The organism is Agarivorans sp. Toyoura001 (genome assembly GCF_005405585.1).
Lineage (GTDB): Bacteria > Pseudomonadota > Gammaproteobacteria > Enterobacterales > Celerinatantimonadaceae > Agarivorans.
Genome location: NZ_BJEQ01000007.1, coordinates 142,841 through 157,710, shown reverse-complemented (window position 1 = coordinate 157,710; position 14,870 = coordinate 142,841). Strand labels below are relative to the sequence as shown.

Below are 14,870 nucleotides of genomic sequence, written 5' to 3'. Positions count from 1 at the left end.
ACGAGACATTACTATGAGCGCAGAACGATTTAACCTGTTTTCCTTCACCGGAAAAATGAAGATTCTCCACATGAGCTGGGTAGCTTTTTTCATTACCTTTTTGGTGTGGTTTAACCACGCACCGTTAATGGCCAGTATTGCGGCCAGCTTGGGTTTAACCTCTAGCCAAGTAAAAACGCTACTCATTTTGAACGTAGCCTTAACCATTCCAGCGCGAATTGTGATTGGCATGTTCACTGACCGTTTTGGTCCACGTATCACATACTCAACCTTGCTTGCGGTATGTTCCATCCCTTGTTTCATGTTTGCTTTCGCTAACAGCTTCGAGCAAGCCGCCCTAGCCCGTTTTCTTTTAGGCTTTATTGGTGCAGGTTTTGTTGTAGGCATTCGTATGGTATCAGAGTGGTTCCCAGCTAAAGAGCTTGGCACCGCAGAAGGTATTTACGGCGGCTGGGGTAACTTTGGTAGCGCCGCTGCGGCAATGTTACTACCAACTCTTGCAGTGATTTTTGGCGGTGAAGACGGATGGCGCTACGCGGTAGGCCTTACCGGTTTAATTAGCCTACTGTTCAGTGTAGTTTTCTATAAGAACGTGACCGATACACCAAAGGGTTCGACTTACTTCAAACCTAAAAATGTTGGTGCAATGGAAGTCACTACAAAGGCCGACTTTGTACTACTGCTAATCATGAAAGTGCCTATGTATGCCACCTTAGCACTACTGGCATGGAAGCTTTCGCCAGCGGGTGTAAGCATGTTAAGCCAAGAAGTCGTGTATGCATGTTACGCAGGTTTAGCAGCGCTTTACGTACTGGACTTTTGGAAAACCTATCAAGTAAACAAAAACATCTTTGTTACGCCAGTTCCAGAGATTGAACAGTACAAATTTAAACAGGTAGCCGTACTTAACGTATTGTACTTCGCCACCTTTGGTTCAGAGCTTGCTGTAGTGTCTATGCTGCCACTGTTTTTCAGTGACGTATTTGAATTAGACATGGTTTACGCGGGTTTATTAGCCTCTGCTTATGCCTTCATGAACTTAGCGTCACGCCCAGGTGGTGGTTGGATTTCTGACCGCGTAGGCCGTAAGAAAACCCTATTAGTATTAACTGCTGGTTTAGCCTTAGGTTATTTCGGTATGGGCCAAATTGATGGCACCTGGCCACTATTCTTAGCGGTAGGTATGGCTATGGCATGTTCGTTCTTTGTACAAGCCGGTGAAGGCGCAGTATTTGCTGCAGTGCCACTTATTAAGCGTCGCTTAACCGGTCAAATTGCGGGTATGACAGGCGCATACGGCAACGTAGGTGCAGTATTCTACTTAACCGTGCTTAGCCTAGTGAGCTACCAAACCTTCTTCTACGTGATTGGTGCCACTGCGGTACTGGGTTTCTTTGCCTTGTTGCTTCTAGAAGAGCCGAAGGGCACTATTGCAGAAGTTGGTCCAGACGGCGAAGTAACGCTTATCAACGTAAGCTAAGCCAGCCCCGTAAGGCAGTGTGTGCCTGCAAGGGCCACATTGCTTTTACCCAAGGAACGCAAGCTTAATGACAGCAAGTCAACAAACTACAGTGGCAACACCCACCACTGAAAACCGAGTTAGTAACAGCGAAAAAGCAACCACCTCTGTGGCTAGCAATAAGTTAGAGGCGTCCTTTGGGGGCGCCTCTATCTCTGGCCCCAAACCAGAGAACCAAGATGCCTGTGTAGCCAAAATACCCGAGCCTTGGACTCGCTATTACAAAGGTGTTGTCGCCATTTTGGCCGACGGCTTAAGCAGCGCCGAACACGCTAAAGTAGCCGCACAAATCTCGGTCACTCAGTTTGTACAAGATTATTACGCCACGCCCGAGAGTTGGTCGGTAAACAAGTCCACAGCCAAAGTCGCCAAGTCACTCAATAACTGGCTATTTCAACAAGGCAAGCAAACCGGCTCTTACGCCTGCACCCTTTCTACACTGATTATTAAATCTCGAGTTGCTCACTTGTTCCATGTTGGCGATAGCCGTATTTATCGCTTCAGGGAGGGTAAACTTCGCCAACTCACCCGCGACCATGTACAAATTCGTGGCAAGCAAAAAAACCACCTCACTCGTGCCATGGGAGTGGATTCAAGCTTAGAGTTAGACTATTCCACCCATGCTGTAGAAACCGGTGATTTATTTATGCTAACCAGTGATGGGGTGCATGATGCATTAAGCGAACAACAGCTGATCAAGTTACTCAAACTTGAATTTGATAGCTTAGAAGAACACGCCAACGCCATCGTAAACGCCGCCGAATTTGCTGGCAGTGATGACAACATCAGTGCAATGTTAGTCAAGGTAGATAATGTACCCGAAGCAGAGTTAGACGAGAGTCGTGCTCAGTTACTGCATCTACCCGTGCCGCCGGTAATGGCCATAGGTAACAAAATTGACCGTTATCGAGTTAGCGAGATATTGCATACCTCGCCGCGCAGCCACGTTTATTTAGTCGAAGAGTTAGACGAAGCGGGCCTTAGCACCAACAAGGTTCGAATACTCAAAGCCCCCGACAGCAGCATGAGTGGCGACCAGGAATACTTTGCTGGTTTTGCCCGCGAAGAATGGGTCGGCCGCGTGGTAAACAACCCCAATATTATGCGCACCTTTGAACCCGCCGGCACGCGTCGATTCTGCTATTTAGTGGCCGAATATGTACCGGGTATCACGCTGCGCCAGTGGATGGACAAACATCCTCATCCGCCAATAACGCAAGTGGTGCGCATGCTTGAAAAGCTCGCCAAAGCGCTACGAGCCTTACGCCGTTATGAAATGGTGCACCGCGACTTAAAACCTGAAAACATTATTATTACCCCCGACGACCAACTTAAACTGGTCGACTTTGGCACCGTACAATCAGCCGAACAACTAGAGCAAAACGAAAAAACCACCACGCCTGTAGGCTCGGTGCAATATATTGCACCAGAGTATTTAGTGGGAGAAACCGGCCGACACCGCAGTGACATTTTCTCTTTTGCAGTGATCGCCTACGAAATGCTCAGCGGCAAATTGCCCTACAAAACTGCTCGTCGCGAACAAGTAGCACAACGAACCTATAGCGATTGGCATTACCAAAACATTCAGCATTACCGTAACGACATGCCCGATTGGCTAGACGCCGCGTTAGAGCAAGGCTGTAACCCCAAACCCCAGCTGCGTTACCAAAGTTTGTCGGAGCTAATTCACGACTTACAACACGCAAACCCCAAGCTCAAGGCCAGCTACGAAGCCAAACCCTTAATTGAACGTAACCCAGTACGTTTTTGGCAATCAACCAGCCTGCTATTGCTGATAGTGGTGATTTGGCAATGGGTCAGCCAACTTAGTTAATTTTCATTAACAAAAAGTTGATTTACATAAAAGCCGCGATGGTGTGAAGTGCCTAGTATAAGCTCAGTTTCTTGCTAGCTGGTGGTCAGCATGCCTTCTACGACTCAAAGTAAAACCCTACAAAAAGGCCTATTTGGTATGGCCTTGCCGATCTTTGGCGAGTTTATGCTAAACATGTCGGTACCGGTGTTTGACGCACTCTTTCTTAGCCAGGTATCAGACCAAGCTGCGGCTTCGGTAGGCGCGATAATGCCGTGGTTTTCCATGGCCATCGTGTTCTTTTCCGCCACTGGCATTGCAGGTGCCAGTTTAGCCTCACAATACATGGGCAAGCAAAACTACCTTCGCGCCAATTTAATGCTGGCAGGCCTGCTTATCTTAGGAGTGTTAGCGGGTTTACTGTGTGGCCTATTTTTTGTTACTCAAGCCAATAACATCGGTCATTGGATGAGCCTACCACCTGCAATGAGTGACTTGGCCGCAGAGTACTTGGTGTTAGCTGGCGCAGGTGTCGGCTTTATGGGCCTACGCATGACGCTGGCCAATATCTGTAATAGTTACGGGCAATCCCACTGGAACACTATCTCCGCAGCGCTGATGCTGGTCACTAACATCGTGGGTAACGGCATATTAGTGCTGGGCTGGTTTGGTGTAAGCCCAATGGGCGTAACCGGGGTGGCCATTGCGAGTTTAATTGCTTGGGTACTTAGCTTAAGTTTTAGTTTAGTGGTGGTGCTATTTCTGATTAAAGTGAAATTGCCATTGGCTGACGCCTTAAAACAGCCCAGCCTTAGCTTAAAGCCTATTCTAAAAATTGCCGTGCCCTCGGCGCTAGAGCCATTTTCTTACCAAAGCTTTGTTATGATTATGAACTTGATGATTGTGCAACTAGGCGAAACCTCTCTCACTGTGCGCATTTACGCACTCAATATCTACGTTTACTGCACCATGATGCTAGTGGCATTAGGCATTGCCAATACCATGCTGGTGACCCAACTGGCTGGTGCTGGCCATTTCGAACGCTGCCACCAACAAATGCGCCAAGGCCTGCGTTGGGGGCTTATTGCCGTTAGCATTGTGGCCGCTATTATTTTTGTTTTTCATCAACCACTGCTGGGTATTTTCACCGATAACCCGGAAGTATTGGCCTTAGGCCTGGTGGTTTGTTTGATTCACAGTATCAACGAGCCCTTAAGAGGCATTAACATTATCAGCGGTAACGTATTGCGTGGCTGCGGCGACGCAGTATTTGTGACCAGTAACGCCATTGCAGTTACCTGGCTATTCTCGGTGCCCCTGGCCTACTTTACAGGGATTTATCTAGGTTGGGGCTTGTATGCCATTTTACTAGCAGGCGTGGCTGATGAGTTTATTCGTAGCCAAATAAACTGGCGACGCTGGAAGAGCGATAAGTGGAAGCGAAAGCTCGCGCCAGATTAGGCTTTGTGACAGCTCTCAATAAAATTTGATCGTTTTAGTGGGGCTTTGATTGATGCCAAAAAGTAACGATACACTAATCACTTTCTAATTCATCATTGGACATAAACGAGTTAAGTTTTGAATGTAACGTTTAGGGCACGAGCGAGCGGAGCGCCCAAGATATGAGATGGGGGACTATTTTCATTTTTACCACATTTTCCACCACGGTTTTTCATTGCCTTCACCGTGACTAATATCGTATTCAATTGCCTGCGATATAGCATCGGACAGAAAAGGCTCTGGAGCATCCCAACGGCCTACTTCTTTGCCATTTTTGAGTAAAGCGACAAAGTCGCCTTCAGGCGTCACAAAATAATTAACGTTTTCTTTGCTGCTCCAATGCGAGGAGGCAAAACAAAAGTATCCGTTTTTTCTATTAGTCTTGTTCTGAATGTGCAAGTCCAAGCACATAGGCCTAACAGATCTATCTAATGTGGGGGGGTCATTAAGCATCGATTTAGACAACCCACAAATACGTAAGCTAAGAACTTCAATTCCGTTAGCAATAGCTAAAAGTTCTTTAATTGCTATAGGTATCTCTATCTCATGAATTTGTTCGTACCTAGCTATCGAGTGTCTACTGGTAGGAGGCCAGATTATAGCTTTGTAGAACAAAGGGGCTACAGAAACGTCATTCCCGATAAGCAATACGTTTTCTTCTTCTTTTGATGGGTATTGCTCTAAAATCTCGCCTGCATACTCTTTAAACGCCGACAAGCTATTTGGTAAAGATTCCAGTTTACTCTTCATCATAGGCACCTTCATGCAACGCCATAGCCACGACCGAAGGTAAGCGGTTTTCCGCAACATAGTCTTAGAACCAACGAACGATACGATGAGTTAGCGGACTTCAGTTTTATAATTCCTATCTCCAAAACTTCCACCAAGGTCGCTTTTGAGAAAAGCTGCGCTCTATAGCAAGGTCATAACAGGCACCACAGAGCAGCGATACACCTGCAAAAGATTCACTTTCTTCAGTCCACTCGCCACCTGTTTCTTGAACTTTCATCTCACAAGCTGAACACCAAGCATTAGGTCTTTGGTTATCAGGATCGTTAGCCCACCAGAAACCACGAGGAACTCCGTCCTTCACCGTTTGAACAATATGCTGACAAACAAAAGTTTCTTGCTGTAGACCATGTATGCTGCATTCGACACGCTTCATTTTGGATTCCGACACTTAAAATTTACAACACCACAATTTGCAGGCAATTGAAGCGAAGCGTAAACCGTTCCCACAAGATTGTTTTGCTAAGCCTCATATGATTCCCGATACTTATCAAGATACGGTAAAAACTCATTGTACTTACTTGCCGTCGTTTGAATGACATCATTGAATAGTTTATTTACTGTGCTGCTTTGCTTAATTTCTAATTGCTCAGAGAAGTCGTTGATTTCAAAGTCGTTCAACATATAGTAGAAATAGTCGCAATCTTCCCGCGCATAGTTTCCATCCGTATAGTCTCCACTCTTTTGGAGGAAAATAGCCCAAGATATTTCTTTTCTCTTATATCGAAGCCATTGACTTGCAACAAACTCGTCGTTACATGACTCGGAATTGAATTGTTCAAACGGCTCTGAATAGGCATAAGAGTTCAAATGACCAATAGCTGCCTGAGTATCCTTAGTAGCTGCTAATTCTATGACCCACAAATCAGGTTCTTCCTCAAGCAACATCCGCTCATCTACCCAGCACATGTAATGCTTATAGTCTATTAGCCCTGCTTCAAGCATCGTAGCGATTGATATTGCATCCCTTTTACAAATTGCTTTATCTAGCACGATAATTCCCTGAGGCTTGATAACTGACTAAGAGAAAAGCTCCTTGCTTACACTAGGTTTTTCCTCTTTATATACACTTGTAATAATCAGTGGGTTGCTATAACACGTAATGGAGCATAGCCACAACGCTGCTCTGGTAAGCTCCATTACGCTTAACGCTTAGCTAGGCTCAATTTGTTTAATATGGCGATTAACCGAAAACCACGAAGCGATTAATCCTAGCAAGGTTGCAAACAACATCAGCGAGCCGAACTCTTGTAGATCTAAGCCTGATAGGTAAATGTCTTGCTGGTATAACAAGCCTATTTGTTGCAAGGCATATTCTGTCCAAATCAACAAAATGTTGCACAGTACCCAAGCCATTAAGCCGCCCACTAAACCAAACCAAAAACCAGTGTATAAAAATGGCCGTTGAATAAAGGCATCGGTGGCCCCTACTAGCTTCATCACTTCTATTTCACTGCGTCGGCTGAGAATATTCAGCCGTAGTGTATTACTTACAATCAACGCTACCGCGGTAAGCAGCAGAATAATCAGTAACCAGGCAGCTTGTTGCAACATGCTTACAATGGTGTCGAGGCGTTGCAGCCATTCAACGTCTAAACGGCCTTCGTCTACTAGGCTGTGCTCTTGCAAGCTATCGAGTAACGTTTTGGCAGCACTTGCGCTGTTAAAGTCTTGGCTGGGTAGCACTAACAATACATCTGGTAGCGGGTTGTCTGGCAACAGCGCTAACACATCTTCAAAGCCGCTATTTTCTTGAAATTCGACTAAACCTTGTTGTTTAGTGACTAGCTCAACACTGGCCACTTGGCGCATGCTAGCAATATTTTTTTGCAGGGAATCACGCTGTGCTTCACTGATATTTTGCTTGAGGAACAAACTTATCTGCGCATCACTTTTCCAATAACTGGTGAGTTGCTGCACGTTCTTGGTGGCAAGGTAGAAACTGGCAGGTAGCGCCAAACAAACACCAATAACTGCTAAGGTAAGCATAGAGCTGGCAGGTGTGCGCCACAATTCGCCAAGGCTAGCAATGCCTTGTTGCAAGTGCCTTACCCAAAACATCATGAAGCGTACATGTAGGGCAACTTTAACTTGCGGTTTTGCTCCGGCCATTATGGTGCCTCCGCAGCTTGGTGAGGGGAATCAAGCAGCTGACCATTTTTTAGCACTAAGCGCTGATGGTGCAATTTGGCAATCAAGCTTAAATCGTGACTCGCAATAAGAACCGCCACACCCACCCGATTAAACTCTTCAAACAAGCGGAAAATATCTAACGATAAAGCAGGGTCTAGGTTACCGGTTGGTTCGTCGGCGATTAAAATAGCGGGTTTGTTTACCACTGCGCGAGCAATGCCCACGCGTTGTTGTTCACCACCAGAGAGTATTTCTGGGGTGCAGTTAGCTTTATCTAACAAGCCCACTTTATCTAGCGCGGCGGCCACTCGGCGTTTGATGTTACCCATGCTGTAGCCTTCAATAACCAGCGGCAGGGCGACATTGTCAAACACGGTGCGGTCCATAAGCAGTTTGTGATCTTGGAAAATCACGCCCATCTGGCGACGTAAATAGGGAATTTTACGGTGGCTGATACGGCTAATGTCATCGCCATTTACCCATACTTTTCCGTCACTAGGCCGTTCCATGGCGGTAATCAATTTGAGCAAGGTACTTTTCCCCGCACCAGAGTGGCCGGTTAAAAATGCCATTTTTCCCTGTTCCAACTGAAAGGACACTTTTTGCAAAGCGCGCTGACTGCCGGGGTAAATTTTACTTACTTGCTCAAACCGGATCATTCCTAGACCTTTTATTACTTTCTAAGCAGTGTTGATTTATTTCTCGTTGCTATCTTCGCTGTCATCATTGCTAAATAGCGCATCTACAAAAGGTTGAGCTTCAAACTCTCGTAAATCGTCAATCCCTTCGCCCACACCAATGTAGCGGATCGGCAAACCAAACTTGTCAGCCAAACCAAAAATAACACCACCTTTAGCAGTACCATCTAACTTGGTTAATGTTAAACCGTTAAGTCCAACCGCTTGATTAAACAAGTTAGCTTGGCTAATGGCGTTTTGCCCGGTGCTTGCGTCAATGGTTAACATAATTTCGTGAGGCGCTGCATCGTCGAGCTTTTTCATTACGCGTACAATTTTTTTCAGCTCTTCCATCAAGTGCGCTTTATTTTGCAAGCGGCCTGCTGTGTCGGCAATCAATACATCTACGTTTCGTGACTTAGCTGCTTGAAAAGCATCAAAAATCACCGAGGCGCTATCGGCACCCGTATGTTGAGCAATCACCGGAATCTGGTTTCGCTCACCCCAAACTTGTAGCTGTTCAACCGCAGCAGCACGGAAGGTATCACCCGCAGCAAGCATTACCGATTTACCTTGGCTTTGATATTGTTTGGCTAGCTTGCCAATGGTGGTGGTTTTACCCACGCCATTTACGCCAACCATTAAAATAACAAAAGGCCCCTCTGCACTATCTAAATCTATTGGCGCTTCTACTTCGCTTAGAATACCCGCCATATCTAACTTAAGCTGCTGATAGAGCGCTTCGCCATCTTGAAGATCGCGGCGTTTAACGTGGCTAGTGAGGTTTTCGATAATTTTGAGTGTGGTGTCCACACCCACATCTGCCACTAACAACTGCTCTTCTAGCTCTTCAAACAGCTCATCATCAATTTTTCGCCCTTTGAACAGCGAAAAGAAGCCCCAGCCTAAATTTTTACGGGTGCGTTTTAAGCCTGCTCTTAAGCGCGCAAACAGTCCCATTTTCTTCACTGGCTCTGCGGCTTCAGAACTAACTTGCTGTTCGGCTTCGACGGTTGCCTCAGCGTCTTCTTGTTGCTGGGCAGCTAACTCGGCTTGCTCTAGAGCATCACGCTCTGCTTGAGCTTCGCGTTCTGCTTGGGCTTCACGTTCTGCTTGAGCTTCGCGTTCGGCTTGAGCTTCGCGTTCGGCTTGAGCTTCGCGTTCGGCTTGGGCTTCGCGTTCTGCTTGAGCTTCGCGTTCTGCTTGAGCTTCGCGTTCTGCTTGAGCTTCGCGTTCTGCTTGGGCTTCGCGTTCGGCTTGCGCTTCGCGTTCTGCTTGAGCGGCTAACTCAGCATTTTGCTCGTTGTTTGTTTGTTCTGCGGCGGGATCGCTGGATTGTTGTTGCTCATCGTCTTTTTTTCGGCCAAACCAAGAAAATAGGCCCTTCTTTTTTGCCATTACTGCAAAACCTTTTTTACCAGTAAACGACGTTGGCTGTTACAATGCCAACGTCCAGTCAATATTGCTCGGATATTATCACAGTTTCACAATGGTCTAAGTAAATGGCACGGCTTTCCTCAAGAAAACATGCAAATCAAAGCAACAAATCCTCCAACGGTAGTGGCCAAGTGCGAATTATCGCGGGTCAGTGGCGCGGTAGAAAACTTAAAGTACTGAATAGTGAAGGCTTACGCCCGACTACCGACAGAGTAAAAGAGACCGTTTTTAATTGGTTAAATCCCTACTTAACTAATAGCCACTGCTTAGATTTATTTGCTGGTAGTGGCAGCCTAGGTTTTGAGGCCTTATCACGCTTTGCTAGTTTTACCACCTTTGTGGAAAAAGATGCACAAGCAGCGAAACAATTGAAGGCAAACTTACAACTACTCGATTTGCCTAGTGAGCGCGCCAAGCTGGTGAATGGTGATTCCTTACAGTGGCTTAAACAAACGCCCAGCGAAGGCTACAATATTGTGTTTATCGATCCCCCTTTTCGCTGTGATTTATTAGAACCAAGCTGTCGTTTACTCAGTGAAAACGGCTGGTTAAAAGCCGATGCTTTAGTTTATATAGAGTTTGAGAACGAAGGCGCTGAGCCTGAGTTACCCGCCAATTGGTCGTGCATTAAAAGCAAACAAGCCGGCCAAGTAAATTACCGTTTATATCAATTAAGTTAAGAGCCCCAGATTATGTTCATTAAAATTGGCAAAGCCTTTATGGCTGCTATGTGGCTAGCTATGTTACTTAGCCCGATGATTTTTGTACCTCCCTACAATTGGATTTTACCTTTAGTCGGTGCATTTTTATTACTACTGCATGGCGTGCAATTGCTGGCTATTCGCGGCACCTTGATCGAAGCCGGTGTACTGCAAAAAGGTGATAACCTGCGAATACTATTCTTCGGTTTTTTTGCAATGTGGCAAATACACAAGCGAATGAAGAGCAAACAACCTTGATACTACGCCAGCTGTTTTTGCTTAGTGTTTGTGTACTAAGCCTACCCACTTGGGCGATGAGCGTTACCATTATTGATGACGCTAAACATCAACGCAGTGGCGCATGGACTCAAGTTTTACCTTACGCCTATTACACTGAGAATTTGCAATGGGGAGTGGGTGTTGGTGTTGGTGCCGCCGGGCATATTCAACCTAGTTCCAGCCTGGTTGCCACCGCAACTGTCACCTCCAACGACAGCTGGATGGTTTTTTTGTATAGCGGTGACTATCAACTACCGTTTGCCGATCGGGTATTTTTTGATACCACCTTGTACCAAACCAATTTTACCCGTGACCCGCAATATATTAACGGCAACGAGGAATATTCTGGCGAGCGCGCAGGCAGCAATGATTCTAGCCAGAGCAACCGAGTTTACACTCATTCAAAAGGCCAAGAATACCGTTTTAGGTTTCGCTACCTACTGCCTATAGGTCACGGTAAAGACTCTCCGGTACATACTTTTAGAGTTAAGCGCGGTGAAGTAATGGAAGGTTATGAAGCGGGCGCTAAAGAATGGAATCCGCTCACCAGTGGGCGCACCATTATCCAGTTAGAACCTTTTTATTGGAAACAAGACGTTGGTGAGTATAACCAATTACAAGATTCAAATACTTCAGCGGGCTTAGCCTTAGAGCTGGAATACGACAACCGTAACTACCATCAAAACCCCACAGCGGGCAGTCGCCAACGTTTCAATGTGACGCGAGATTGGGGAGACTCAGGCCGGCCTTCTTGGACAATGTGGGAATTTTCGGCATCTAAGTACATTAGCTTGCCACAAACATCTTGGGCACAAAGCCAAGTATTAGCTTTTGGTATGGCGACTTCAGATACGCCAACCTGGAATCACAGCTCTTACAACAATGGCGAACAGCAATACCATCGCCCGGCGTGGTTTGCTGGTTCTCGTTTAGGCGGAATGGACAGATTAAAGGGTTACGAAACCGCTCGTTACCATGATCGCTCAATGATCTATTACTCTGCAGAATACCGCTTTACCCCTAACTGGAACCCGCTGCCTAAAGTGCCCGTTGTGAACTGGTTTAACGTGCCAGCGTGGTACTGGGTTGCCTTTGCCGAAATTGGCCGAGTAGCCGATGAATATAACTTAGCCACGCTTCACCAAGATATGAAGTACAGTATTGGCGGCAGTATTCGAGTGATGATGGAAGGCATTGTATTACGTGGTGATTTTGCCACCAGTGGAGACGACAGTGTATTTCGCCTAGGTATCAATCATCCCTATTAATCTCACACCTGTCGGCTATCGTTTGCTAACAACATAACTAGCTAGGGTGACTTTGCGATGACCAATAGCGACGACAGCATATTTAGCCTAAGCATTAATCACCCTTACCGATTAACTATATTTATAGGTTGCCAAGCAAGAAAGCCACCCAAAAATCCTTACAAAAGATAGAAACAAAAAGACCGACTATTGAGATTACTCCTGATAGGAGAATAAGAAGCCAAACGCCTTCATTTGTCCAACTATGTTCGATTTGAGCATACGCAGCGACTAAGGTTCCAATAGTCATTGCCACACTTAAAATCTGTAACGTTGGTCTTTTCCAGTCTGCTATTTTCGGGTCATAGGTTTTCCTAACCCATTTTTCGAATTTATCCATAATCCATTACTTCGTATCAACAGCTTTAACGTGAGTGACCCTATCTACAGAGCAATCCACAATTATTTTTATCTGAGCTTATAGCGATTGCCAGTAGTCGGCAATGCCATCTAAGAACATTTGTACCGCCAGCATAATCAGCAACATACCCATTAAGCGCTCCATAGCTTTTAAGCCTTTCTCGCCAAGCAGTTTTAGCAATACACCGCTACTGAGAAAAATAACGACACTGATTCCCCAAGCAATTAGCAAGGCTAAAGACCAATCAAGCATACGAGTATTGTCTTGGTTCGCTAACAGCATTAACGATGCGAGTACCGAAGGCCCAGCGATCATTGGAATGGCCATTGGCACTAAAAAGGGTTCTTCGCCTGCCGCCAAACCTGCCACGCCACCGGGTTGAGGGAAAATCATTTTCAAGGCAATCAGGAATAGGATTACACCACCGGCAATACTCACCGCTTCTTGGCGCAGATTAAGGAAACCAAGGATTTGCTCGCCGGCAAATAAAAAAGCGAACATGACACTTAAGGCAAACACCAGCTCACGCAACAACACAATGCGCCTGCGTTTAGGGTCGAGGTGTTTTACCATGCTTAGGAACACGGGCATGTTTCCTAGCGGATCCATAATCAAAAACAGCATCACCGCTGCCGACAACATATCCATTTGTTAACTCGCTAACTTACGACAATTTTGTCTGAGAAATAAAAAAGAGCCAGAGCATAACACCCTGACTCTTTTTAAGCTTAGCTTTATTTACGGTTTATAAACCACTTTAACCGCATCAGTCACATCAGCTTCGTCAACGTATGCCACGGCTGCGGCATTGCCTGCCACTTCCGATACTGCTACCGATGGAGAAGCTGCTGTTTTAGGTGGCTTAGCTTTACCTGTAAAGATCAACTTAGACCAATAAGCCTGCAGTTGAGCTTCACTTTTGCCGGTGGCAGCATCATGAAAGCTAGCGCGTAAAGGGTCGCCCTCTTTATACTCAATAACCACAGGAGCAGTGCCATTAGGCAATTTTTTAAGCTTACCTAAAAATAGCTTTTTCACTTCCGCTTTAGATAAAGCATCAGGGCCTGATGGGTTAGCAATAACCACTGGAGCAGCCAAGCTGCTAAGACTAAATACGCTCAAAGAAAGAGCCAATAATAGATTTTTCATATGACTCCCTCCTAAAATACGCCGTCAAATACGATGCTATAAACTGTAGTACTATCTTCAGTGGCACCCGCTACTTTACTTGCCATTAGGCCGTTAGTATCGCCAAAACCATTGACTAAGGTAGCGTCAAACTTCACGGCTAAATTAGACAATAAGTCATAGCGTAAACCTAAAGAGTAAGAGGTACGTTTACCGCTGTAGATGAATGATGAATCAACTGGTACCAAAGCACCATCTGGCCCAACAGGTAACATGATGTCTACGCGCTCATCATCATCTTGAGTTTTCATGCCAGCTACTGTGCCGTAAGGCATAGCCTTACCAAAGCGGTAACCCAAAGTGAGGTAACCTGAGTCTACATCTGAATAGCCACCTTCAACGGTTGCACGCGTTACTTCAGATACCACTAACAAGGAACCATTGTCATAGCTAAAGCCCGCGCCTAAGAAATCAGACTTGTTCTTCTCTGCTAATACTTGCGCATCAGGTTGATTAGTTGGAGAAACGGTAATCTTAGTTACGCCATAAACTGCTCGTACAGTGAAATCGTCAATTGCCCAAGTAAGGTTGGCGCCTAAAATATCATCGTAGTCAGTGCCATCTTCTTCCGACTGTCCCCAAAAACCTTGTAGCGTTAAAGTTGAGTTATCAAACTCAAAGTCGTAGCTACCGTCTACACCCACAAAAGAGTTAAAGGGTACAAAACCATAAACTTCTTCAGGCGGACGAGCCCACGGCTGAGCGTAACCTACTTCTAGGTAATCTGAGTACATGTACATAGGTAGGCGTAATTTACCGCCACGCACTGTAATGTAGTTGTCAAAGGTATGTTTTAGGTAAGCCCATTCAACGTCTGGGCTAAAGTCGTCTTCACCACGCGCCACTAATTGCACTGTTACACTGGTGCTATCGGCTAGGGCAAAGTCACCTTGCAAACCCACTAAAGTAAGATTATTAAAATCATACTCGTCGGTAGAGCCTGCGTAACCTAAGTTGTTGTTTGCTTGATTAATACCCACGCTGTAGAACCCGTTAAAGCTGATTCTATCAAAGGCACTATCCTGATTTTGTTCACGAAGAACCTGCACCTCTTGCTCGAGATCATTTACTCGTTGCTCGAGAGCTTCGTCTGCCATTGCTGCGCTACTCAATAAGCATATTGGTAACATCTGCCACGCCCTTAAATCCATGGGGCATCTCCTTTA

The 14,870-nt window shown here is 45.8% G+C and carries 16 protein-coding genes; 6 read left to right on the top strand and 10 right to left on the bottom strand.

The features are described from left to right. Nucleotides 1-13: 13 nt before the first annotated feature. From FFR00_RS10910 to FFR00_RS10900, 3 genes are all read left to right on the top strand, one after another. Nucleotides 14-1,480: a NarK family nitrate/nitrite MFS transporter gene (locus FFR00_RS10910; protein WP_137673431.1), complete on the top strand. Its 1,467-nt coding sequence runs from the start codon at nucleotides 14-16 to the stop codon at nucleotides 1,478-1,480. Between the two features lie 67 nt (nucleotides 1,481-1,547). Then, nucleotides 1,548-3,353, top strand: a complete 1,806-nt coding sequence (locus FFR00_RS10905) for a bifunctional protein-serine/threonine kinase/phosphatase (protein WP_137673430.1) — start codon at nucleotides 1,548-1,550, stop codon at nucleotides 3,351-3,353. A 90-nt stretch (nucleotides 3,354-3,443) separates the two neighbouring features. Continuing rightward, nucleotides 3,444-4,793, top strand: coding sequence for an MATE family efflux transporter (locus FFR00_RS10900; RefSeq protein ID WP_137673429.1), 1,350 nt, complete (start codon nucleotides 3,444-3,446; stop codon nucleotides 4,791-4,793). A gap of 186 nt (nucleotides 4,794-4,979) precedes the next feature. Here FFR00_RS10900 and FFR00_RS10895 read toward each other — a convergent pair whose 3' ends face one another. From FFR00_RS10895 to ftsY, 6 genes are all read right to left on the bottom strand, one after another. Next, nucleotides 4,980-5,585: a hypothetical protein gene (locus FFR00_RS10895; protein WP_137673428.1), complete on the bottom strand. Its 606-nt coding sequence runs from the start codon at nucleotides 5,583-5,585 to the stop codon at nucleotides 4,980-4,982. 112 nt (nucleotides 5,586-5,697) lie between these two features. Then, nucleotides 5,698-5,997 (bottom strand): hypothetical protein, encoded by a 300-nt coding sequence (locus FFR00_RS10890; protein ID WP_137673427.1) that lies wholly within the window; start codon nucleotides 5,995-5,997, stop codon nucleotides 5,698-5,700. Nucleotides 5,998-6,083: 86 nt separating this feature from the next. After that, the gene (locus tag FFR00_RS10885; RefSeq protein ID WP_137673426.1) at nucleotides 6,084-6,614 is read right to left on the bottom strand and encodes a hypothetical protein; all 531 of its coding nucleotides are present in this window, start codon (nucleotides 6,612-6,614) and stop codon (nucleotides 6,084-6,086) included. A 159-nt stretch (nucleotides 6,615-6,773) separates the two neighbouring features. Continuing rightward, nucleotides 6,774-7,733, bottom strand: coding sequence for a permease-like cell division protein FtsX (ftsX, locus tag FFR00_RS10880; RefSeq protein ID WP_137673425.1), 960 nt, complete (start codon nucleotides 7,731-7,733; stop codon nucleotides 6,774-6,776). Then, nucleotides 7,733-8,413 carry a cell division ATP-binding protein FtsE gene (gene ftsE / locus FFR00_RS10875; RefSeq protein WP_137673424.1) on the bottom strand — a complete coding sequence of 227 codons (681 nt, stop codon included), beginning with the start codon at nucleotides 8,411-8,413 and terminating at the stop codon, nucleotides 7,733-7,735. The genes ftsX and ftsE overlap by 1 nt, the downstream gene beginning before the upstream one ends. Before the next feature lie 36 nt (nucleotides 8,414-8,449). After that, nucleotides 8,450-9,829: a signal recognition particle-docking protein FtsY gene (gene ftsY, locus FFR00_RS10870; RefSeq protein ID WP_137673423.1), complete on the bottom strand. Its 1,380-nt coding sequence runs from the start codon at nucleotides 9,827-9,829 to the stop codon at nucleotides 8,450-8,452. A gap of 104 nt (nucleotides 9,830-9,933) precedes the next feature. Here ftsY and rsmD point away from each other — a divergent pair, with 104 nt between their 5' ends. Genes rsmD through FFR00_RS10855 form a run of 3 tightly spaced genes read left to right on the top strand, consistent with a single transcriptional unit; the run spans nucleotide 9,934 to nucleotide 12,116 of the window. After that, the gene (rsmD, locus tag FFR00_RS10865; RefSeq protein WP_137673422.1) at nucleotides 9,934-10,548 is read left to right on the top strand and encodes a 16S rRNA (guanine(966)-N(2))-methyltransferase RsmD; all 615 of its coding nucleotides are present in this window, start codon (nucleotides 9,934-9,936) and stop codon (nucleotides 10,546-10,548) included. 12 nt (nucleotides 10,549-10,560) lie between these two features. Beyond that, entirely contained in the window at nucleotides 10,561-10,827 is a 267-nt protein-coding gene (locus tag FFR00_RS10860; RefSeq protein ID WP_137673421.1) for a DUF1145 domain-containing protein, read from the top strand. Continuing rightward, nucleotides 10,788-12,116 (top strand): hypothetical protein, encoded by a 1,329-nt coding sequence (locus FFR00_RS10855; RefSeq protein WP_161985147.1) that lies wholly within the window; start codon nucleotides 10,788-10,790, stop codon nucleotides 12,114-12,116. Before FFR00_RS10860 ends, FFR00_RS10855 begins: the two co-directional genes overlap by 40 nt. A gap of 121 nt (nucleotides 12,117-12,237) precedes the next feature. On the opposite strand, the gene FFR00_RS10850 is transcribed toward FFR00_RS10855, so the two are convergent. From FFR00_RS10850 to FFR00_RS10835, 4 genes are all read right to left on the bottom strand, one after another. After that, nucleotides 12,238-12,495: a hypothetical protein gene (locus tag FFR00_RS10850; RefSeq protein ID WP_137673419.1), complete on the bottom strand. Its 258-nt coding sequence runs from the start codon at nucleotides 12,493-12,495 to the stop codon at nucleotides 12,238-12,240. 78 nt (nucleotides 12,496-12,573) lie between these two features. Further along, nucleotides 12,574-13,164 (bottom strand): YhgN family NAAT transporter, encoded by a 591-nt coding sequence (locus tag FFR00_RS10845; protein WP_137673418.1) that lies wholly within the window; start codon nucleotides 13,162-13,164, stop codon nucleotides 12,574-12,576. Between the two features lie 90 nt (nucleotides 13,165-13,254). Continuing rightward, complete coding sequence (locus FFR00_RS10840; protein WP_137673417.1) at nucleotides 13,255-13,665, bottom strand: phosphate ABC transporter substrate-binding protein; 411 nt, start codon at nucleotides 13,663-13,665, stop codon at nucleotides 13,255-13,257. Between the two features lie 11 nt (nucleotides 13,666-13,676). After that, nucleotides 13,677-14,855 carry a hypothetical protein gene (locus FFR00_RS10835; RefSeq protein ID WP_137673416.1) on the bottom strand — a complete coding sequence of 393 codons (1,179 nt, stop codon included), beginning with the start codon at nucleotides 14,853-14,855 and terminating at the stop codon, nucleotides 13,677-13,679. Nucleotides 14,856-14,870: the final 15 nt, after the last annotated feature.